18 protein-coding genes are annotated in these 19,661 nt (G+C 68.6%); 7 read left to right on the plus strand and 11 right to left on the minus strand.

The features are described 5' to 3' along the window. Positions 1-9: 9 nt before the first annotated feature. From ACFYRH_RS34770 to ACFYRH_RS34790, 5 genes are read left to right on the plus strand one after another with little or no spacing between them, the layout of a single operon-like run. Positions 10-1,362, plus strand: a complete 1,353-nt coding sequence (locus tag ACFYRH_RS34770) for a glutamine synthetase family protein (protein WP_387784105.1) — start codon at positions 10-12, stop codon at positions 1,360-1,362. Next, complete coding sequence (locus ACFYRH_RS34775; RefSeq protein ID WP_387784106.1) at positions 1,343-2,050, plus strand: gamma-glutamyl-gamma-aminobutyrate hydrolase family protein; 708 nt, start codon at positions 1,343-1,345, stop codon at positions 2,048-2,050. The genes ACFYRH_RS34770 and ACFYRH_RS34775 overlap by 20 nt, the downstream gene beginning before the upstream one ends. After that, positions 2,047-3,393: an aldehyde dehydrogenase family protein gene (locus ACFYRH_RS34780; RefSeq protein ID WP_387784108.1), complete on the plus strand. Its 1,347-nt coding sequence runs from the start codon at positions 2,047-2,049 to the stop codon at positions 3,391-3,393. The genes ACFYRH_RS34775 and ACFYRH_RS34780 overlap by 4 nt, the downstream gene beginning before the upstream one ends. Beyond that, positions 3,394-4,170 carry a 3-oxoacyl-ACP reductase gene (locus ACFYRH_RS34785; RefSeq protein WP_387784110.1) on the plus strand — a complete coding sequence of 259 codons (777 nt, stop codon included), beginning with the start codon at positions 3,394-3,396 and terminating at the stop codon, positions 4,168-4,170. It abuts the gene before it with no gap. A gap of 9 nt (positions 4,171-4,179) precedes the next feature. Beyond that, a complete protein-coding gene (locus ACFYRH_RS34790; protein WP_387784111.1) occupies positions 4,180-4,899 on the plus strand; it encodes a FadR/GntR family transcriptional regulator in 720 nt (239 codons plus the stop codon). Positions 4,900-4,902: 3 nt separating this feature from the next. Here ACFYRH_RS34790 and ACFYRH_RS34795 read toward each other — a convergent pair whose 3' ends face one another. The 6 genes from ACFYRH_RS34795 to ACFYRH_RS34820 all read right to left on the minus strand — a co-directional run bounded on the left by ACFYRH_RS34795 (position 4,903) and on the right by ACFYRH_RS34820 (position 13,033). Further along, positions 4,903-5,814 carry a carbohydrate ABC transporter permease gene (locus tag ACFYRH_RS34795; protein ID WP_387784113.1) on the minus strand — a complete coding sequence of 304 codons (912 nt, stop codon included), beginning with the start codon at positions 5,812-5,814 and terminating at the stop codon, positions 4,903-4,905. Beyond that, positions 5,811-6,734 carry a carbohydrate ABC transporter permease gene (locus ACFYRH_RS34800; RefSeq protein ID WP_387784115.1) on the minus strand — a complete coding sequence of 308 codons (924 nt, stop codon included), beginning with the start codon at positions 6,732-6,734 and terminating at the stop codon, positions 5,811-5,813. Before ACFYRH_RS34800 ends, ACFYRH_RS34795 begins: the two co-directional genes overlap by 4 nt. Then, positions 6,734-8,071 carry an ABC transporter substrate-binding protein gene (locus ACFYRH_RS34805; protein WP_387784116.1) on the minus strand — a complete coding sequence of 446 codons (1,338 nt, stop codon included), beginning with the start codon at positions 8,069-8,071 and terminating at the stop codon, positions 6,734-6,736. Before ACFYRH_RS34805 ends, ACFYRH_RS34800 begins: the two co-directional genes overlap by 1 nt. A 20-nt stretch (positions 8,072-8,091) precedes the next feature. Beyond that, a complete protein-coding gene (locus ACFYRH_RS34810) occupies positions 8,092-9,591 on the minus strand; it encodes an alpha-N-arabinofuranosidase (RefSeq protein WP_387784556.1) in 1,500 nt (499 codons plus the stop codon). A gap of 125 nt (positions 9,592-9,716) precedes the next feature. Then, a complete protein-coding gene (locus ACFYRH_RS34815) occupies positions 9,717-11,903 on the minus strand; it encodes a hypothetical protein (RefSeq protein ID WP_387784118.1) in 2,187 nt (728 codons plus the stop codon). Positions 11,904-12,031: 128 nt separating this feature from the next. Further along, positions 12,032-13,033 carry a LacI family DNA-binding transcriptional regulator gene (locus ACFYRH_RS34820; protein WP_387784119.1) on the minus strand — a complete coding sequence of 334 codons (1,002 nt, stop codon included), beginning with the start codon at positions 13,031-13,033 and terminating at the stop codon, positions 12,032-12,034. A 188-nt stretch (positions 13,034-13,221) separates the two neighbouring features. On the opposite strand from ACFYRH_RS34820, the gene ACFYRH_RS34825 reads away from it, so the two are divergent. Continuing rightward, positions 13,222-14,199, plus strand: a complete 978-nt coding sequence (locus ACFYRH_RS34825; protein ID WP_387784121.1) for a zinc metalloprotease — start codon at positions 13,222-13,224, stop codon at positions 14,197-14,199. A 46-nt stretch (positions 14,200-14,245) separates the two neighbouring features. Beyond that, entirely contained in the window at positions 14,246-15,406 is a 1,161-nt protein-coding gene (locus tag ACFYRH_RS34830) for a D-alanyl-D-alanine carboxypeptidase family protein (protein WP_387784122.1), read from the plus strand. Here the strand turns inward: ACFYRH_RS34830 and ACFYRH_RS34835 are convergent. The 5 genes from ACFYRH_RS34835 to ACFYRH_RS34855 form a co-directional block, all read right to left on the minus strand. After that, the gene (locus ACFYRH_RS34835; RefSeq protein ID WP_387784123.1) at positions 15,403-16,470 is read right to left on the minus strand and encodes a YhjD/YihY/BrkB family envelope integrity protein; all 1,068 of its coding nucleotides are present in this window, start codon (positions 16,468-16,470) and stop codon (positions 15,403-15,405) included. The two genes, ACFYRH_RS34830 and ACFYRH_RS34835, sit on opposite strands and share 4 nt — an antisense overlap. 28 nt (positions 16,471-16,498) lie before the next feature. Further along, positions 16,499-17,017, minus strand: a complete 519-nt coding sequence (locus tag ACFYRH_RS34840) for a 2'-5' RNA ligase family protein (RefSeq protein ID WP_387784124.1) — start codon at positions 17,015-17,017, stop codon at positions 16,499-16,501. 8 nt (positions 17,018-17,025) lie between these two features. Next, positions 17,026-18,081, minus strand: a complete 1,056-nt coding sequence (trpS, locus tag ACFYRH_RS34845) for a tryptophan--tRNA ligase (protein ID WP_387784125.1) — start codon at positions 18,079-18,081, stop codon at positions 17,026-17,028. 103 nt (positions 18,082-18,184) lie between these two features. Further along, positions 18,185-18,601 (minus strand): hypothetical protein, encoded by a 417-nt coding sequence (locus ACFYRH_RS34850; RefSeq protein WP_387784126.1) that lies wholly within the window; start codon positions 18,599-18,601, stop codon positions 18,185-18,187. A 57-nt stretch (positions 18,602-18,658) separates the two neighbouring features. Further along, the gene (locus tag ACFYRH_RS34855; protein WP_387784127.1) at positions 18,659-19,660 is read right to left on the minus strand and encodes an iron-siderophore ABC transporter substrate-binding protein; all 1,002 of its coding nucleotides are present in this window, start codon (positions 19,658-19,660) and stop codon (positions 18,659-18,661) included. Position 19,661: the final 1 nt, after the last annotated feature.

Below are 19,661 nucleotides of genomic sequence, written 5' to 3' on the forward strand. Positions count from 1 at the left end.
ACTCCGGGAGTGGCCGTGCTGGATGTGCAGGAGTTGCGGAGGCTGGTGGCGGCCGGCGAGGTCGACACCGTGCTGGTGGCGATCACGGACATGCAGGGACGGCTGCAGGGCAAGCGCTGCGGGGCGCGGTACTTCCTCGAAGAGGTGCTGAAGCACGGGACCGAGAGCTGCAACTACCTGCTCGCCGTCGACGTCGACATGAACACCGTGGACGGCTACGCGATGTCGTCCTGGGCCCGTGGGTACGGCGACATGGTGATGGCGCCCGACCTGGACACGCTCCGGCTGGTGCCGTGGCTCGAGGGGACCGCGCTGGTGCTGTGCGACGTGCAGTGGCTCGACGGTACGCCGGTACTCGCCTCGCCGCGGCAGGTCCTGCGGGCCCAGCTCGACCGGCTCGCCGAGCGCGGCCTGCGCGCGTACGTCGGGACCGAGCTCGAATTCATCGTGTTCGACGACACCTTCGAGTCCGCCTGGGACAAGCGCTACCGCGACCTCACGCCGGCGAACCAGTACAACGTCGACTACTCGCTGCTCGGCACCTCCCGGATCGAGCCGCTGCTGCGCGACATCCGCAACGGCATGGCCGGCGCCGGCCTGTACGTCGAGTCCGCGAAGGGCGAGTGCAACCTCGGCCAGCACGAGATCGCCTTCCGGTACGACGAGGCGCTGGCGACCTGCGACAACCACTCGATCTACAAGACCGGCGCGAAGGAGATCGCCGCCAAGCACGGCAAGAGCCTGACGTTCATGGCGAAGTACGACGAACGCGAGGGCAACTCCTGCCACATCCACCTGAGCTTCCGCACAGGCGACGGCGAACCGGTGCTCGCCGGCGATCGCGACCACGGGTTCTCGCGACTGATGGAACACTTCATCGCCGGCCAGCTCGCCTGCCTGTCCGAGTTCACGTACCTACTGGCGCCGAACATCAACTCCTACAAGCGATTCGTGCACGGCAGCTTCGCCCCGACCGCGGTGGCCTGGGGGCTGGACAACCGCACCTGCTCGCTGCGCGTGGTCGGGCACGGCGACTCGCTGCGGGTCGAGAACCGGCTGCCCGGCGGCGACGTGAACCCGTACCTCGCGGTGGCCGCGATCGTCGCCGCCGGCCTGCACGGGATCGAGCAGGAACTGGAGCTGGAGCCGCCGCTGGAGGGCAATGCGTACGAGTCCGGCAAGGAGCACGTGCCGGCCACGTTGCGCGAGGCCGCCGCGCTGTTCTCCGGCTCGAAGCTCGCCCGGACGGCGTTCGGTGACGAGCTGGTCGACCACTACACGAACGCCGCGCGCGTCGAGCTGGACGCGTACGACGCCGCCGTCACCGACTGGGAGCGAGTCCGTGGTTTCGAACGGCTCTAGGCGCCCCCGGATCGGCATCACGACGTACCTGGAGCCGGCGACCTGGGGCATCTGGCAGCGGGACGCCGCGCTGCTCCCGAAGGTGTACCTCGATGCGGTGGTCGCGGCCGGAGGGGTGCCGCTGCTGCTGCCTCCCACCGGCACCGATCCGTCGGTGCTGGAGATTCTCGACGGACTCGTGATCGCCGGCGGCTGCGATGTCGACCCGGGCGCGTACGACGCGGCGCCGCACCCGGAGACCGTCGGCACCCGGCCCGGACGGGATGAGCACGAGGCGGTCCTGATCCGCGCCGCCCTCGAGCGGGACCTGCCGTTGCTCGCGATCTGCCGCGGCCTGCAGATCCTGAACGTCGCACTCGGCGGCACGTTGCACCAGCATCTCCCGGAGGTCGTCGCGCACGACGCCCACCGGCCCGGGCCCGCGGTCTTCGGCAGGACCGAGGTGAAGATCGAGCCCGCGACGCTGACTGCCGAGATCCTCGGCGAACAGGCCGGGGGTAGCTGCTACCACCACCAGGCCCTCGACGTCGTCGCGCCGAGCCTGAAGGTCACCGCCCGCGCCGGCGACGGCACGATCGAGGCGGCGGAGGTGGCAGGCCACGCGTTCGCGCTCGGCGTGCAGTGGCACCCGGAGGAGACTCCCGATGACCTGCGGTTGTTCACCGCACTGATCAGGAAGGCGTTATGACGTACGACGTGATCAACCCGGCCACCGAGAAGGTGATCCGGACGATCGAGCTCGCCTCGGAACAGCAGGCGGACGCGGCGATCGAGCGGGCCGCGCAAGCCTTCGAGACCTGGCGGACCGTGACGCCGGCGGATCGCGGCCTGCTGCTGCGCCGGTTCGCCGCCGCCGTCGACGCCGACCTGGACCACCTCGCCGCGCTGGAGGTCGAGAACGCCGGCCACACGATCGGCAACGCCCGCTGGGAGGCCGGCAACGTCCGCGACGTGCTGACCTACTACGCGGCCGCGCCGGAACGCCTTTTCGGACGGCAGATTCCGGTGGCCGGCGGCATCGATATCACCTTCCAGGAACCGCTCGGCGTGGTCGGCGTGATCGTTCCGTGGAACTTTCCGATGCCGATCGCCGGCTGGGGTTTCGCTCCGGCGCTCGCGGCCGGGAACACCGTCGTACTCAAGCCGGCCGAGCTGACGCCGCTGACCGCGGTCCGGCTCGGGGAACTGGCCCTCGAGGCAGGCCTGCCACCCGGCGTGTTCGAGGTCCTGCCCGGCAAGGGAACCGTTGTCGGACAACGTTTCGTCACGCATCCGGCGGTCCGGAAAGTGGTGTTCACGGGATCGACCGTGGTCGGGAAACAGATCATGACGGGCTGCGCCGACCAGGTGAAGCGGGTGACGCTGGAGCTCGGCGGGAAGTCGGCCAACATCGTGTTCGCCGACGCCGATCTCGAGAAGGCGGCGGCGCAGGCGCCGTACGGCGTGTTCGACAACGCCGGGCAGGACTGCTGTGCGCGGTCGCGGATCCTCGTCGAGCGGTCGGCGTACGACCGGTTCCTGGAGTTGCTGGAGCCTGCGGTGAAGAACTTCAGAGTCGGTGATCCGGCGGACCCGGCGACCGAGATGGGCCCGCTGATCTCGGCCGGTCAGCGGGCGCGCGTCGCGTCGTACGTCGAGAACCCGGCCTTCCAGGGCACTGCTCCGGCCGGGCCCGGGTTCTGGTTCCCGCCGACCGTGCTGGCGCCCGGGAGCGAGCGGGCGGTCCGCGACGAGATCTTCGGCCCGGTGGTCGCGGTGCTGCCGTTCGCGGACGAGGCCGACGCGCTCCGGATCGCGAACGGCTCGGAGTACGGGCTGTCCGGCTCGATCTGGACCCGGGACGTCGGTCGCGCGATCCGGGTCAGCCGCGGTGTCGAGGCCGGGAACCTGTCGGTGAACTCCAACTCGTCGGTCCGGTACTCGACGCCGTTCGGCGGCTACAAGCAGTCCGGCCTCGGCCGGGAACTCGGTCCGGACGCGCTGGCGGCGTTCACCGAGACCAAGAACATCTTCATCAGCACGGAGGACTGAATGGACGTGAAGGCGCAGCGGCTCGAGGGCCGGGTCACAGTGGTGACCGGCGGCGCGAGCGGGATCGGCCTGGCCACGGTACGGCGGTTGGCCGCGGAAGGCGCGCACGTCGTGATCGGCGATCTCGAACCGGCCGCGGGCAAGGACGCTGCGGACGAGGTCGGCGGGCTGTTCGTGGCCACCGATGTCACCGACCCGACCGGCGTCGAGAACCTCTTCCAGCAGGCCTTCGACACCTACGGCAGCGTGGACATCGCGTTCAACAACGCGGGCATCTCACCGCCCGACGACGCGTCGATCCTGGACACCGGACTGGATGCCTGGCGGAAGGTCCAGGAGGTCAACCTGACCTCGGTATACCTGTGCTGCAAGGCCGCGATCCCGTACATGCGACGACAGGGCAAGGGGTCGATCATCAACACCGCGTCGTTCGTCGCGGTGATGGGGGCGGCGACGTCGCAGATCTCGTACTCCGCGTCGAAGGGCGGCGTCCTGGCGATGAGTCGCGAGCTCGGCGTCGAGTTCGCGCGGCAGGGGATCCGGGTGAACGCGCTCTGCCCGGGCCCGGTGAACACGCCGCTGCTGACCGAACTGTTCGCGAAGGACCCGGAGCGAGCGCAGCGCCGGCTCGTGCACGTCCCGATGGGCCGCTTCGGCGAACCCGAGGAGATCGCCGCCGCCGTCGCCTTCCTGGCCAGCGACGACTCCTCCTTCATCACCGCCAACACGTTCCTGGTGGACGGTGGTATCTCAGGTGCGTACGTGACCCCCATCTAGTCTGGACCTATGGTCACGCAGGCAGATGACGCGGTGTTCCGGCCGGTGCGGGCCGGGAACCCGTTCGAGGAGACGGTCGAGCGGTTGCTGCAGGCAATCAAGCTCGGCGTCGTCGTGCCCGGTGACCGCCTGCCGCCGGAACGCGAGCTCGCGGCCCGGCTGAACGTCAGCCGGGTCACGCTCCGGGAGGCGATCCACGCCCTCACCGAGGCCGGGTACGTCGGCTCTCGCCGCGGCCGCTACGGGGGAACGTTCGTCAACGAGCGGCTGCCGAAACCCCGTCGTACGACGGCCAAACGCCGCGCCCGGGATCTCGCCGCCGGACTGGACGACGCGCTCACGCTGCGCTCCGTCCTGGAGACGGGGGCCGCCGAAGCGGCCGCGTCCCGGCATCTCACCGACGCCGAACGCGACCACCTCGAGCGCTGCCTCGCCGACACCTCGGCGGCCCGCCTCACGGACTACCGGCGCCTGGACTCTCGCCTGCACCTGGCGATCGCCGAGGTGACCGGCTCACCGTCGCTCACGTCCGCGATGGCCGACGTCCGGATGCGACTGAACGAGCTCCTCGACGCGATCCCGCTGCTCGAGCCCAACCTCGAGCATTCCAACGAACAGCACCAGACCGTCGTCGACGCGATCCTGGCGGGCGACCCCGATGCCGCCCGCCGCTCGATGCAGGAACACCTGGCCGGGACCGAAGCCCTGCTCCGAGCGTTCCTGGCGTGAATCTCACCCCTTCAGACCGCTGTTGGCGACTCCCTCGATGACGTAACGCTGGACGACGACGTACAGGATCAGCACCGGTACGGCGGCCAGCGTCGCGCCGGCCATCACCACCGGATAGTCGGTCGTGTACGCACCCTGCAGTGTCGCCAGACCGGGAGCCAGCGTCATCTTCTCCGGACTGAACAGCACGAAGACGGGCCAGACGAAGTCGTTCCAGGCCCCCAGGAAACTCAGCACCGCCAGCGTCACCAGCGCCGGTTTGGACAACGGCAGCACGATCCGGGTGAAGATCGTCCACGAGTTCGCACCGTCGATCAACGCGCTCTCCTCCAGCTCCCGCGGGATCGCCAGGAAGAACTGCCGGAGGAAGAACACCCCGAACGCGTTGGCCGCGCCGGGCACCACCAACGCCCAATAGCTGTCCAGCCAGCCGAGCGTGCTCATCGTCAGGTAGTTCGGCATGAAGAAGATGAAGCCCGGGATGAACAGCGTCGCGATCAGCGTCCCGAACAGCAGGTTGCGCCCCCGGAACCGCATCCGCGACAACGCGTACGCCGCCATCGACGCGACGACCAGCACCAGCAGCATGTGCAGGATCGAGACCGCGAACGAGTTCGCCAGCCACAGGTACACCGGGTTCGCCGCGTCCGCGAAGATCAGCTTGTAGGCGCGCAGCGTCCACTCGCTGGGCATGACCTTGATCGGGATCGATCGCGCGTCCGACTCGGTCTTGAACGTGGTCAGCAGCATCCACAGCAGCGGTACGACGAAGATCAGCGAGATCAGCGTCATCGCCACGTAGGTCAGCGGCCCGACGCGCGTCCGTGAGTACGCCCGCCGCCGATGCCCGCCAGGTCCCTGGCCGGGCGTGTCCTGTTCCGTACCGACGTACGCCGGAGTCGTGGTCGTCGTCACTTGCGCTCCCTCATCAGCAGGAAGTTGGCGACCGACACCAGGCCGAGGACGATGGCCAGCAGGTAGCTCATCGCGGCCGCCGTACCCATCCGGAAGCCTCGCAGGCCCTCGTTCGTCATCGCCATGATGGCCGTCGTCGTACTGTCACCCGGGCCGCCGTGGGTCAGCAGGTACGGCTGCCCGAACAGGTTGGCGCTGGCCAGCACCGTCGTGATCAGCACGAAGATGAACACGTTCCGCAGACCCGGGATCGTGATGTGCCGGAACTTGCCCCAGCGGCCGGCGCCATCCAGCTCGGCGGCCTCGTAGAGCTCCTGCGACAGCGACTGCAGACCGGCCAGGAAGATCACCGCGTTGAAGCCGATCGTCCACCAGACCGTACAGATCAGGATCGTGATCCACGCCTGCGGCTGGCTGGTCAGCCAGGCGATCTTGCCGATCCCGAGTCCGGACAGGATCCCGTTGACGACCCCGACCTCGGGATCGAACAGGTACCCGAACAGCACCCCGACCACGGCCACGCCGAGCACGAACGGCGTGAAGATGATCGCCCGGAAGAAGGTCCGGCCGGGAAACTTCTTGTTCAGCAGCAGCGACAGCAGCAGCGGGATCGAGACCAGGAACGGCACGCTGATCAGCACGAACAGGAACGTGTTCTTCATGCCGTTCCAGAACGGGTGGAAGATCACCGAAGTGGAGTCGAACAGGTCCTTGTAGTTCTGCAACCCGACCCAGGGCTTGCCCGGCAGCATGAAGTCCCAGTTGTGCAGGCTGATCCAGATCCCGAAGACCGCCGGGAACACCAGGAACGCCAGCAGCAGGATCACGAACGGCGCGACGAACAGGTACGGCGTGATCGGGCGGTAGTGCCGCAGCGTCGGGCGGCTGATCGCCGCCGGACGCCCTGTCACGGTGGCCATCAGCCGTACTTCTTCTTGTTCGCTTCCAGGATCTTGTTGCCCTTGTCCGCCGCGGCCTTGAGCGCGTCCGCGACCGGCTGCTTACCGGTCATCGCCAGGCTCACACCCTTCGACCACTCCGGGTCGGTGTCCGACATGCCCGCGACGTTCGGCGGGAAGTGCGCCCAGTCGATCATCTTCTCGAACTGCTTGACCTCGGTGTACTGCTCGAACTCCTTCGACTCCCGGACCGACTTGCGGGCAGGCACCATCCCGGCCTCGGCCCAGCCGACCGAGTGCTGGCTCATCCAGTTCACGAAGAACCGCGCAGCGTCGCCCTTGTTCTTGTCCTGGCTGGTCTGCCGCGGCAGCGTGAAGCAGTGCGACCCGGCCCAGGTCTGCTGGTCACCGCCGAGCAGAGGGACCGGCGCGCAACCCCAGTCCAGGCCTTTGGCCTGCTTGCACGGCGTCACCATCCACGGGCCGACGATCATGAACGCGGCCTTGTTGTTGCTGAACGACACCCAGTCGCCGTCACCAGCGGCGTTGGCAGGCGAGTACCCGTTGTCGATCAGGCTCTTGAAGAACGTGATCGAGTCGATCGCCGGCTGGTCACCGAAGCCGGTCTTGGCGCCGTCGTCGCTGATCATGTAGCCGCCGCTCTGGAAGATCATCGACTGGGCGATCAGCCCGCCGACGCTGAGCGCGCTCACCCAGTACCCCTTGACGCCCTTGGACTTGCACTTGTCCAGGACGGCCATGAACTCGTCCTTGGTGGTCGGCGGCTTGGTCGGGTCGGCGCCGACCTGGGTCAGCACCTTCTTGTTGTAGTAGAGACCGGCCGGGTGGATGTCGAGCGGAATGGCGTACTGCTTGTCCTGGTAGTGCGCGGACTTCCAGACCGCGTCGGCGTAGTCGGCCGCGGTGAGGTTGAGTCCCTTGACGACGTCGTCGATCGGCTGGATGACGCGCCGGGCGGCGTTCGTCGCGATGTCCGCGGTGTGCATCAGGCAGATGTCCGGCGCCTTGCCGCTCTGCACCGCGGCCGGCAGCTTCTGGAACAGGTCGGCCCAGGCGATCGAGGTGGTCGTCACCTTGATCTTGGGGTTGGCGTCCATGAACTTCTGGACCAGCTTCTTCATCACCGGACCGTCACCACCGGTCAGACCGTTCCAGTACTGCAGCTGGACGTCCGGGCCGTTGTAACCGTCGGCGCCACCCTTGCCGGTGGCGGCAGCCCCGGCCTGGCCGGGGCCCTTGCTGCCACCGCAGGCGGCGAGTGACAGCCCGGCCGCGGCGGCGCCTGCTGCACCTAGCACTGCCCGGCGGCCGAGCCGCACGGAATCGCGAGAATTCATCGTCAGGTCCTTTCTGGGGATCAATGACAAGCGAGCCGAATGCAGTGCCAGGACGCCGGCGGCATGGTGACGTCCAAGGCGCAGTCGGTGATGCCCGACGTACCCGGGTGCGGGACCACCCGGTCGGGCATGTCCGAGGAGTTGACCGCGTAGCGGTCGTCCTCGGCGAGGACCAGATGCTCGGTCAGCCGTACGTCGCCGAACGCGCCGAGCCGCAGCTGCCAGGACGCAGCGTCGGTCAGCGATCGGTTCACGGCGAAGACCGTCAGCTCGCCCGCCTCGGGATCGTGCGTCGCGACGGCCCAGACCTGCTCGACCGGCCCGTACGCCGGGGTGTCGACCTGACCCTGGTCACCGGCCAGCATCAGAACCGTTCCGCGGGCGTACTTCGCGGTCAGGGCGAACGGATGGAAGATCGTCTGCCGCCACGCGGCGCCACCGGCGACCGTGAGGATAGGCGCGATCGCGTTCACCAGTTGCGCCTGGCAAGCAACGCCGACGCGATCGGTGTTGCGCAGCAACGTGATCAGCAACGACCCGACCACCACCGCGTCGAGTGCGTTGTAGACGTCCTGGATCAGCTCCGGAGCCTCGGAAGCTGCGCTGCGCTCTTCCTCGCGCTCGCCGTGCCGGGCGGCGAACCACACGTTCCACTCGTCGAAGGAGACGTTGATGCGCTTGCCCGAATGCCGTTTCGCCGCGACGTGATCGGCGGTCGCGACCACTCCGCGGATGAAGCGGTCCATGTGGGTCGAGGACGAGAGGAACGAGACCTCGTCGCCGTCGACCGGTTCGTAGTACGCGTGCGCCGAGATGAGTTCGACATCGTCGAAGCAGTGCTCGAGGACGACGCGTTCCCACTCGCCGAAGGTCGGCATCGTGGTGTTCGACGAACCGCAGGCCACCAGTTGGAGCTCGGGGTCGAACGTCTTGTACGCCCGCGCGACCTCCTGGGCGAGCCGTGCGTACTCGAGCGGCGTCTTGTGCCCGATCTGCCACGGTCCGTCCATCTCGTTGCCGAGACACCACAGTCGCACGTTCCACGGTTCGGCGTACCCGTTGCCGACGCGTTGGTCGGCGTACCGGGTTCCGGCCGCTCCGTTGACGTACTCGAGGTAGTCGACCGCCTCGGACAGACCGCGGTTGCCGAGGTTGACGGCGAGCATCGGCTGGATGCCGATTCGGTTGCACCAGGCAAGGAAATCGTCGGTGCCGACCTGATTGGTCTCGATCGACTTCCAGGCCAGGTCGAGGACGCGGGGCCGGTTCGCCCGCGGTCCGACGCCGTCCTCCCAGCGATAGTTGGAGACGAAGTTGCCGCCTGGGTAGCGGACGATCGTCGCACCGAGTTCCTGCACCAGGCCGGCGACGTCGCCGCGGAATCCGTCGGCGTCCGCGGTGGGGTGGGTGGGCTCGTAGATCCCGGTGTAGACGCAACGTCCGAGATGCTCGACGAAGGTCCCGAACAGCAGGGGGTTGACCTGACCGACGGTGAACGCCGGATCAATCGTGGACGTGATCAATGGGCAGTCCTCACACGACTTCCAACGATGTAACCGCTGAGGTGCCAGGAGTTTGCACCGCGCGCAAACGGCCTGTCAACGGCTCGGCCAGCAGAATTTTCTATCGTTGAACTGGCGTGACCTCAGCGCGACGGCATTCGGTTCGCCCGTTGCCGCTCGGCAAGCGGGATCGCCTCGAGGGCCCCCAGATCAAGGGTTCCGAACGTGTCGAGGAAGCGTGACAACGGCTCCACCTCGGCGACCGAACACCACGGCAGCCAGACGTTGGAGCCGCTAACCACGAGGTCACTGAGCCCGATCGCCTCCTCGACCAGACCGGGTACGGCGTACCCCTGCGACTGACCGGGAAGCTCGGTGGTTCGCACGCCGGCGGTGAGGATCGTCAGCGCGACGTCGCGATAATGCGGATCACCGGTGAACAAAAAGATCCGGTAGAAATTCCAGCTCTGGTAACAGATCCAGTTGTCGACACCCGAATGTCCCGCAGCAATGAACGACAGGCCGAAGGCGCCGTCGCGTGCGTACGAACGGCGTGGCGTGGTGATCCGCCAGCGCCACGCGACGAGCCAGGTCTCGGTGAAGTCGGCCGCCCGGCGGGCGAGGTCGAGCCAACGATCTTCGCCGGTGAGGTTGTACAGCGCAAGGCTTGCGTTCATGGCCATCCCGCCGGCCTCTTTGTCGAGGACGTTGGGATTGTCGGCCGTCCCACCGATGAACTGCCAGTCCTTGGTGTTGGCGAGGTACCACTCGCCGGCCGCGAGAGCCGCCTTGCGGTAGCGGTCGTCCCCGGTCAGTACGGCGGTGTTGCAGAGGAACCGGATCGGGTGCGAGGTGTTGCTACGGGCGTCACTCGCGACCGAGCCGTCCTGGTTGTAGGACCGGGCGAACGACCCGTCGGCGTACTGCTTGCGGACCAGGAAATCGGCGAATCCGGTGACCGCCTTCTCCCACGCGGCGACGGGCTCGCCACGATCCCGCATCAGCCGGCACGCGTCGACCATCCCGTCCATTCCGTCGGCTGCGACGCGGACGAACGCCTGGTACCAGTCCCGCCAGCGTGGTTGGTCACCGTCGATCCACAGGCGCACGAGTCCGTTCGGCAACGGTGCCTCGGTCGCCCAGAAGTCCAGGATGTCCTGGCCTTTCGCCCGGCGCGCGGAGTTGCCGTCCCGCAGGCCGCTGCGCAGCAACTGAAACCCGGCCGGCACTTGCTGGCCGACGAAGCCCATCATGTAGCTCACTGCATCGGCCTCGCCGCTGTCCAGTCGAGACCTGAACGGCAGCCCGGGTTTGCCGTTGTAGCGGGCCACCTGGCTGTCCAGCAGGGCCAATCCGGACTCATGGACCTGTCGGTTGCGGTCCTTCAACGGCGTGACCTTGAACAGCTTCCAATGGTCTCGCCAGGCGTCACGCGCCGCGGTCGCGAAGGTCTCGGACTCCGCGGCGGCGATGCGGACCTGGTACGTGTGGGTGAATCCGGCGCGCGCGGGATGACTGCGCCGCGTCCATTGCCCGCCGAGATAGGTGATGTCGCCTTCACTGCCGGGATAGGCGATCGCCAGCGCGGTCTTGTGTTCGGGCAACTGGTGGACGCCGAGCGATGCGAACTGCACGTCCTCGTGGATCCACCAGGCGTTCGAGTTCTCCGGGTAGCGGCCGTCGGTCGCGGTTCGAGGTGCCGCATCGACGTGGGCCAGACTGATCGTCCGCCCGCTCCGGCGATTGCGCAGGGCCGCGAACGGGAGCGTCATCCGCATCTCGCGCACGAGGATCCACTCGGCGGCGTCGTTGCCCGCGATACCGCCGCCGATGCCCGCCGTACTCCCGGCCCGGATCGCCGGAAGCAGCAGGTCCTGCTCGCTCAGCGGGCCGGCAGCCGCCGGCAGGATCTCGAGACTCGACGCGAATCCCATCTCTTGCAGGGGATTCGGCGCGACGGCCGTGACGGATCTGCTGAGCGTGACGGCGGAACCGTCCGTTCGCCACTCGTCGCGGAACTCGTAGCGGCCACCGGTCGCGGTGGTGACCTGGCCGACTCCGGACGCACGACCACCGGAAACAACCAGCGAGGCGTACCCTGCCGCCGACCGCACCGGCGCGTCGCCGACCTTCACCTCGATCCGGAGCGGGCCTGGGCACTCCCAGACGACCTGGGCGCCGGCGACCGCGCGGATACCGGCCAGACCGCCGGCGGACGCCGGAGCCTTCTCGAGTGTCAGCGGCGTCGGGGCGGCCGGCGGTGCGGCCGCTGCCGGTAGACCGTTCTGAAGCGGCAGCGCCACCGCGGCACCGCCGGCTGCAGTTGCCATCACGAAAGATCGTCGCGAAACATCCATCTCTTGCTCCTCATCGACGCGGGAGGTGAGATCGGGATCGGCTCGATTCCGGGCGTCACCTTCGCATGATGATGTGCATCGATGCAAGAGTTCGCGAACCCTCAGCTCGAGGCGCGGACGACCAGTCGGAACGACGTGAGCGTGCGCGTGAACTCGTACGGCATCGGATGACCGTCGATCTGGTCGACGAGCAGCCCGAGCGCACGGTTCGCGAGCTCGTCCAGATCCGGGGCGATCGTGGTCAGCGGCGGGTCCGAGAACCTGCTCATCACGATGTCGTCGATGCCGGCGATCGCGATGTCGTCGGGAACCTTCAGCCCGCGGTCCCGGATCGCCCGGAGCGCGCCGTGCGCCAGGCTGTCGTTGAACGCGAAGATCGCGTCCGGCGGCCGCGCCCGGCGACGCAGCAGCGCCGAGATCTCCCGGTACGCCCCCTCGGCCGACCACGACTCGGGAAAGTCCAGGCTGAGCAGCCCGCCGAGCCGCGCGCCCGCAATCGCCTGCCGATAACCCTCGAAACGCAGCCTGGCGGTCTCGGTGTCCTGATTCCCGAAGGCCAGGATCCGATGGTGCCCACGGTCGATCAGATGCTGTACGACGGTCCGCGCCGCGGCCACGTTGTCGATGCCCACGTGCGGCGTGTTCGCGACCGGCGGGGATTCCCCGAGCAGCACCGTCGGAAGATCCGGGTTCCCCTCGTGATCGGCGGCGACCGCGTTCACCAACACCCCGTCGACCATCTTGGTGAGCGATCCCTGGAGGATCTCGTGTTCGATTTCGGGTTCGTTGCCGGTCGTCTCGATCAGCACGCTCAGCCGATGCCCGCGGGCCGCCCTGATCACGCTCTCGGCCAGCGCGGCGAAGTACGGCTCGGCCAGGCTCGGGACGACCAGCGCGACGAAGCCGGTGCGGCCCGAGCGGAGACCTCGGGCCAGGTAGTCCATCTGGTAGCCGAGCTCGTCGAGCGACTTCTGCACCCGGGCGCGCATCTCGTCGCTGACGTAGGCGTAGTTGTTCACGACGTTCGACACCGTGCGCGGGGAGACCCCGGCATGCGCGGCCACGTCCTTCATCCGGACGCGGCGAACTCGACGTTGCGCCACGCCCGCATCATGCCACGAAACCGACGGATTCTCTTGCATCGATGCATCCCCGATCGCTCCCTGGACTACGGCGTGCTGGTGCCGTGGCACGGGTCGGACAGCGAACCGGTTGGCAGTACGCGGGATGGTGCGGAAAATCCTGGGATCCGGCCGCACCGCCCAAGCGGCCCGATCTCTGGAGGACCGCCATGCGAGCTTGGATTCCTTCCCCGCCCCACCACCCCGGTCGTTTCGTTTCCCGCCACCGCGCCCTCGCCGTCCTGCTGGCCGGCACGGCGCTCGCGTTCAGCCCACTCGGAGGCCAGGCGACCGCCAAGTTGCCGGTCGATCAAGTGGGAAATCCGGCCTGCTTCACGCCTGAAGAAGGGGCCACGGCCCGTGGCGGCTTCGGCGCCGACCACCGCGAACTGTCCGCTGCCGAGCAGAAGGCCATCGACGCCCGGACCGCGCAGATCCTGAAGGCCAAGGCCGCGCGCGGCCTCGCCCCGAAGGCCGGCCGACTGGCGGCCGCGAGCGTACCCGTTTACGTGCACGTGATGCGCAGCAGCACCGGCGCCGGTGACGTCACCGACAGCCAGATCTCGCAGCAGATCGCCGAGCTGAACCAGGACTACGCCGGCGCCGAGTCGTCGGAGGCCGCGAACACCGGCTTCACGTTCTACCTGGCCGGCACCGACCGCTACAACAACAACCAGTGGCACAACGACCGGCAAAGCACGCAGTACCGGAACCAGACCCGCAAGGGTGGCAAGAACGCGCTGAACATCTGGCTGGTGGACTTCTCGTACCTCGGGATCGCGACCTTCCCGTGGGACTACGCGAGCAACCCGGGGATCGACGGGATCCGGGTGCAGTACACCTCGCTGCCCGGCGGCTCGGCGACCAACTACAACCTCGGCAAGACCGCGTCCCACGAGGCCGGCCACTGGTTCGGGCTCTACCACACGTTCCAGGGCGGCTGCACGAGCACGAACGACTCGGTGGCCGACACGCCCGCGCAGAGCAGCGCCTCCAGCGGCTGCCCGACCGGCCGGGACTCCTGCTCGCTGCCAGGCCTGGACCCGATCCACAACTACATGGATTACTCCTACGACACCTGCTACAACCAGTTCACCCCCGGCCAGTCAACCCGGATGAGCAGCATGTGGACTGCTTACCGGGCATGAGACCCGACTGTGACATCTGCACCGTGCGGCAACTAGAGTGCCGCCGATGCGTTTGCTTCTGACGGCCTGCGCGACCACGGCACTCGTGGTGGCCGGCCCGCTGACAGCGACCGCCGCCGGCGAGGGCCCACAAGGCCCGGTCGGCGGCGACCTGCTGACCGCGAAGCCGACGGTCGTCGCCAACGGGGCGTCGCCGCCGGCGGTGCAGGCGTCGGCCTATGTGGTGGCCGACGTGGACACCGGTCAGGTGCTGGCGGCGAAGGCCCCGCACGCGCGACTCCGCCCGGCCAGCACGCTCAAGACGCTGACCGCACTGGTCCTGCTGCCGCGGCTGAAGAAGACCGATCCGGTGATCGGCAGTGACGCCGACGCCGGGATCATCGGCAGCAAGGTCGGGGTCTACCCGGGCCTGCACTACACCGTCGACCAGCTGTTCCAGGGCATGTTCCTGGCGTCGGGGAACGACGCGGTGCACGCATTGTGCGCCCACGACCAGGGCGGCGTACCGGCGACCGTGCAGCGGATGAACGCGAAGGCCAAGGAAATCGGCGCGCTGGACACCACCGTGACCGACCCGACCGGCCTGGACGCCGACGGGCAGTACTCCAGCGCCTACGACCTGGCGCTGTTCGCGCAGGCCGGGCTCCAGCGGCAGGACTTCGCGAAGTACGCCTCGACCAAGTTCACGAACTTCCCGAACGTGGGCAACAAGGGCACGTACCAGGTCGCGAACCAGAACAAGCTGCTGTTCAACTACGACGGCGCGATCGGGATCAAGACCGGGTACACCACGCTGGCCCGGAACACCTTCGTCGGCGCCGCCAAGCGCAACGGGCACACGCTCGTGGTCACGATGATGAACGCGCCGCACGGCATTACCCAGGACGCCGGCAACCTGCTGACCTGGACGTTCACCAACTACGGCAAGCTCAAGCCGGTCGGCACCCTGGTCAAGGCCGAGGCCCCGACGAAGACCCAGACGCAGGGCAAGTCCGGCACCGAGACGAAGCCGACCACGGGGACGCCGCGGCCGCCGCGCAGCCGCACCGTCCTCAACCCCGGGCAGGCCGTCCAGTCCCTTGCCTTCCGGGTCCCCGCCTGGGTGTACGCCGGACCCCCGGTGCTGCTCCTCGGGCTCTTCCTGCGCCGCCCGCGCAGCCTCCGCCGCCGCCGCTCAGCGGCAGCGGCAGGCGCCCGTCGGCACTAACGCCGTACGGCGCGTACCGCGCGGACCGTCTGCACGGCCAACGTGGTGAGCGTGGCCCCCAGCACGGCACCGGCGGCGACCGCGACGGTGTCCGCCTTGCGCTCCGGGATCGGGACCACCTTGTACCGCTTCCCCGGCGGCCCGAGCAGGAGCGGCTCGGGCTCGGGCTCACGCTCGACCAGCCGGTCGGCCGCGTCGGTTTCGGCCGGCTCAGGCTCTTCCGCGGCCCGGGCGTCGAGCGTGGCCTCCTTGGTCCACGCCGCGATCAGCATGATCACCCGCGTCATCAGGTAGATCCACACCAGCAGCGCCAGCGGCACCGCGAGCGCGCCGTACGCCGCGTTCGTGCCGATCACGTGGCCGACGTACAGGTTGCCGAGCCGCTGCGCCAGGTAGAACACGATGCCGCCGGCCAGCGCCGCGATCCCGGCAACCTTCCGCGGCAGGATGATCCGCGGCAGCGCGGTCTGCATGTAGAGGAACAGGACCGCCCCGGCCGCGATGCCGACCACGACGCTGAACAGGGTGATCCCCCAGTTCGCCAGCCAGGTGCCTTCCAGGTCGGCGGCGTGCACGATCCGCTTCGACAGACCGGTCAGGATCGAGGACGCAGCGGTCGCGATCAGGCCGATCAGGCCGAGGCCGATCAGCGCGGCGAGGTCGACGGCCTTCAGCTTGATCGCGTTGCCCGGCTCGTCGTCCAGCTCGTGCATCGAGCGGATCGAGGCGCGCAGCGAGTCGATCCAGCCGAGGCCGGTGAACAGCAGGCCGATCGCGGAGATCAGCCCGATGGTGCCCGCGTTCGCGATCAGGCTGTCGAGGTCGATCCGGTCGCCGACACCCGGCAGGTACTGGTGCAGGGACTTCTTCAGCGCCGCGATCGCCCGGTCGCCGAGCAGCGGCCCGATGATCGCCGCGGCCAGCACGATCAGCGGGAACAACGACAGGAAACCGAAGAAACTGGTGGCCCCGGCGAGGCGGTTCCCGCGCCGGTTGCCGTACCGCTGCCAGGCGCGCCACAGCTGCGTCCGGCTGAACCGCTGCCAGACCGACTTGATGTTCATCTCTCTCCTGTACCCGCGACGAGGAGACTCAGCCTGCCAGTGGGAACGACCGTTGTGGGCGCCACACGCCGTCGGCACCGTGCTCGTACCGGCTGAAGTACTCGACGTCGAAGGCGCAGTCGTACTCCGCGAGCGCGGCGTAGGCGTTGTCGAGGGCGGCCTTGTCGAGGTCGTGGGCGACCGTCACGTGCGGGTGGTACGGGAACCGCAGGTCGACCTGCAGCGGCCCGGACCGGACCTGGGACTGCAGCACCTCGCAGGACGAGATGCCCTCGGCCAGCGGCACGAACACCACCGGCGAGACCGGCCGGAACGTCGCCGTACCGCGCAGCCGGATCCGGAAGCTCGGGAACCGGGCCGCGACCGCGAGCAGGTGCTCGTCGATCGCGTCCAGGTCCGCCGCGTCGATCTCGGTCGGCGGCAGCAGCGTGACGTGCGTCGGGATCGACCCGGCCATCGGATCACCGAACTCGGCCCGGTACTTCTGCAGCTCCGAGCCGTACGGCTCCGCGATCGGAACCGCGACACCGATCGTCGTCGTCGGCATCGTCGGCACTACCGGCCCTGTGGCGGGCCGGGGACGAACCCGAGGCGGTCGTAGACGCGGGCCAGGGTCGGCTCGGTAACCGCGCGGGCGCGCTCGGCGCCGGCGGCCAGGATCGCGTCCAGCTGCGCCTTGTCGTCGAGGTACGCCAGCGTCTGCTCGCGGAACGGGGTGACGAACTCCACCACCACGTCGGCGAGATCCTTCTTGAAGTCGCCGTACCCGCGGCCGGCATACTCGTCCTCGAGCTCGCTGATCTTCCGGCCGGTCAGCGCGGAGTAGATGGTCAGCAGGTTCGCGACGCCGGGCTTGTTCTCCTGGTCGAAGATCACGTCCCGGCCGGAGTCGGTGACCGCGGAGCGGATCTTCTTCGCGCTGACCTTCGGGTCGTCCAGCAGGTCGATGATGCCGGCCGGCGACGAGCTGGACTTGCTCATCTTGGCGCTCGGGTCCTGCAGGTCGGAGATCTTCGCGGTCTCCTTGACGATGTACGGCTCCGGCAGCCGGAAGGTCTTGCCGAACCGGTGGTTGAAGCGCTGCGCGAGGTCGCGGGTCAGCTCCAGGTGCTGACGCTGGTCCTCACCGACGGGGACCCGGTCGGCCTGGTAGATCAGGATGTCGGCGGCCTGCAGGATCGGGTACGTGAACAGGCCGACGGTGGCGCGGTCGGCGCCGCCCTTCGCGGACTTGTCCTTGAACTGCGTCATCCGGCTGGCCTCGCCGAACCCGGTCAGGCAGCCCAGCACCCAGGCCAGCTGCGCGTGCTCGGGCACGTGCGACTGGACGAACAGGGTGGAGCGCTCCGGGTCGATCCCGGCCGCGAGCAGCTGCGCCGCGGACCGCCGGGTGCGCTCGCGGAGCGCCTTCGGCTCGTAGTCCACGGTGATCGCGTGCAGGTCGACGACGCAGTAGAACGCCTCGTGGTCGTCCTGCAGGGCCACCCACTGCCGCAACGCGCCGAGGTAGTTGCCGAAGTGGAAGGAGTCCGCCGTCGGCTGGATCCCGGAGAGCACGCGGGGGCGCCGCTGGGAACCGGCTGCGGAGGGGTCAGACGCAGCATGGGACATGAGAGCGATTCTGCCAGCGCCGGAAGTTCGCCCCGCACCCGGGCGGGTCACGACAGTCATACACCTCGCTCCGCTCGGCGGGGCGCAGGAAGGCCGCGCGGGGTTACCAGGACCAGCCGCGGGCGGCCAGCTCCTGTTCTTCCTGCCAGCGTTTGGCCTCGGAGCGTTGTTGCTCGGGTTCGCCGGGCACGCCGGCCAGGCGGCAGGCCTCGTCGAGGAGGTCGTCGTACGCCGCCTCCAGCGCCATCAGGCGGTGTGCCCGGGCGTAGACGTGCGGCGTGGACTCGACCCGGCGGATCTTGCTCGACAGATACCCCAGACGGGTCTGCAGGCGGAGCGTGTCGAACGGATCCGGCGCGACAACGGTCTGCCGGTGCAGGCGCGACGTCATCCGCATGGTCCCGCGCTCGAGCCCGCGCCGCCAGCGCGAGGCCGGCCGGTGCGGCAGCAGCAGGTTCAGGAGCAGGTTCAGCAGGGCACAGAGCAGCAGGAACACACCTGCCGCCAGCATCCACGCCATCGCTCTCACTCCCCACTCCCGAGGGTACGGCGAGCTGGCCCCGACTGCGACGGGGTATTACGCGTTCGTCGCCGGGTTGCCGTCCACCGCGGCCGCCAACTTCGGCACCAGCTCGTCGAGCACGATCGGCAGGCTCAGCACGGACACGAAACTCGTCGCGCCGTACAGCTGGTTGTCGTAGTCCTCCTCGACGAACACGTCCCGCCCCTCGGTCCGCACCTTGAGGTTCTTGTACAGCGGATCCGCCTTCAGCTTCGCCGTCCCGCCCTTGGTCGGGAACCACACCAGCGCCTGCTGATCGAGCAGCGCGATCTTCTCCGCACTGATGTTCGCGCCGAACTTGTCACCGATCGCCTTGTCCAGCCCCTCCGGCAGCGAGAACCCGAAGTCGGTCAGCAGCCGCGACCGCGGGTCCTGCGTCCCGTAGACGAAGTACCCCTCGTACGGCGTCGCCATCAGCGCGGTCCTGCCCTTGAACTCGGGATGCTGCGCCCGTACGTCGGCGAACCGCTGCTCGACGCCTCGCACCAACTCGTCGGCCTGCCGCGGCTTCCCGACCGCCTGACCGACCGTCCGCGCGACCACCTGCCAGGACACCCCGTAGTCCGGTACGCCGGCTGGCTGCGCGACCGTCGGCGCGATGGCCGTCAGCTTCTTGTAGTCATCGGCGGAGATCCCGGAGTACAGCCCGATGATCAGGTCCGGTCGCAGCGCGGCGATCTTCTCGAACTGCAACCCGTCCTTGTCGCTCAGCACCTGCGGTACGGCGGCATCACCAAGCTTCGCCTTCGCCCACGGGAACAGCGCGCCCGGCTTCTCCCCGAACCACTCGGTCGTCCCCACCGGCGCGACGCCCAGCGCGAGCAGCGCGTCCTGCTCCACCAGCCCGACCGTCACGACCCGCTGCGGCGCCGCCTTGACCACGGTGTCGCCGTACTTGTTCTTGATCGTCACCGGGAACGCACCGCCACCCGGCGAGCTCGCGGTATCCGGCGTGTCCTCGGACCCGCAGCCGCTCAACCCGAGCAACAGGACGATCAGGACCACCAGGCGGCGCATA

The organism is Kribbella sp. NPDC004875, from assembly GCF_042873375.1.
In the GTDB taxonomy this organism is placed as follows: Bacteria; Actinomycetota; Actinomycetes; order Propionibacteriales; family Kribbellaceae; genus Kribbella.

Coding starts and splice junctions, on each gene's coding strand:
- ACFYRH_RS34790 (WP_387784111.1), top strand. CDS start 4,180: ATGGTCACGCAGGCAGATGACGCGGTGTTCCGGCCGGTGCGGGCCGGG.
- ACFYRH_RS34780 (WP_387784108.1), top strand. CDS start 2,047: ATGACGTACGACGTGATCAACCCGGCCACCGAGAAGGTGATCCGGACG.
- ACFYRH_RS34800 (WP_387784115.1), bottom strand. CDS start 6,734: ATGGCCACCGTGACAGGGCGTCCGGCGGCGATCAGCCGCCCGACGCTG.
- ACFYRH_RS34850 (WP_387784126.1), bottom strand. CDS start 18,601: ATGGCGTGGATGCTGGCGGCAGGTGTGTTCCTGCTGCTCTGTGCCCTG.
- ACFYRH_RS34815 (WP_387784118.1), bottom strand. CDS start 11,903: ATGGCAACTGCAGCCGGCGGTGCCGCGGTGGCGCTGCCGCTTCAGAAC.
- ACFYRH_RS34840 (WP_387784124.1), bottom strand. CDS start 17,017: ATGCCGACGACGACGATCGGTGTCGCGGTTCCGATCGCGGAGCCGTAC.
- ACFYRH_RS34785 (WP_387784110.1), top strand. CDS start 3,394: ATGGACGTGAAGGCGCAGCGGCTCGAGGGCCGGGTCACAGTGGTGACC.
- trpS (WP_387784125.1), bottom strand. CDS start 18,081: ATGTCCCATGCTGCGTCTGACCCCTCCGCAGCCGGTTCCCAGCGGCGC.
- ACFYRH_RS34835 (WP_387784123.1), bottom strand. CDS start 16,470: ATGAACATCAAGTCGGTCTGGCAGCGGTTCAGCCGGACGCAGCTGTGG.
- ACFYRH_RS34830 (WP_387784122.1), top strand. CDS start 14,246: ATGCGTTTGCTTCTGACGGCCTGCGCGACCACGGCACTCGTGGTGGCC.
- ACFYRH_RS34825 (WP_387784121.1), top strand. CDS start 13,222: ATGCGAGCTTGGATTCCTTCCCCGCCCCACCACCCCGGTCGTTTCGTT.
- ACFYRH_RS34855 (WP_387784127.1), bottom strand. CDS start 19,660: ATGCGCCGCCTGGTGGTCCTGATCGTCCTGTTGCTCGGGTTGAGCGGC.
- ACFYRH_RS34805 (WP_387784116.1), bottom strand. CDS start 8,071: ATGAATTCTCGCGATTCCGTGCGGCTCGGCCGCCGGGCAGTGCTAGGT.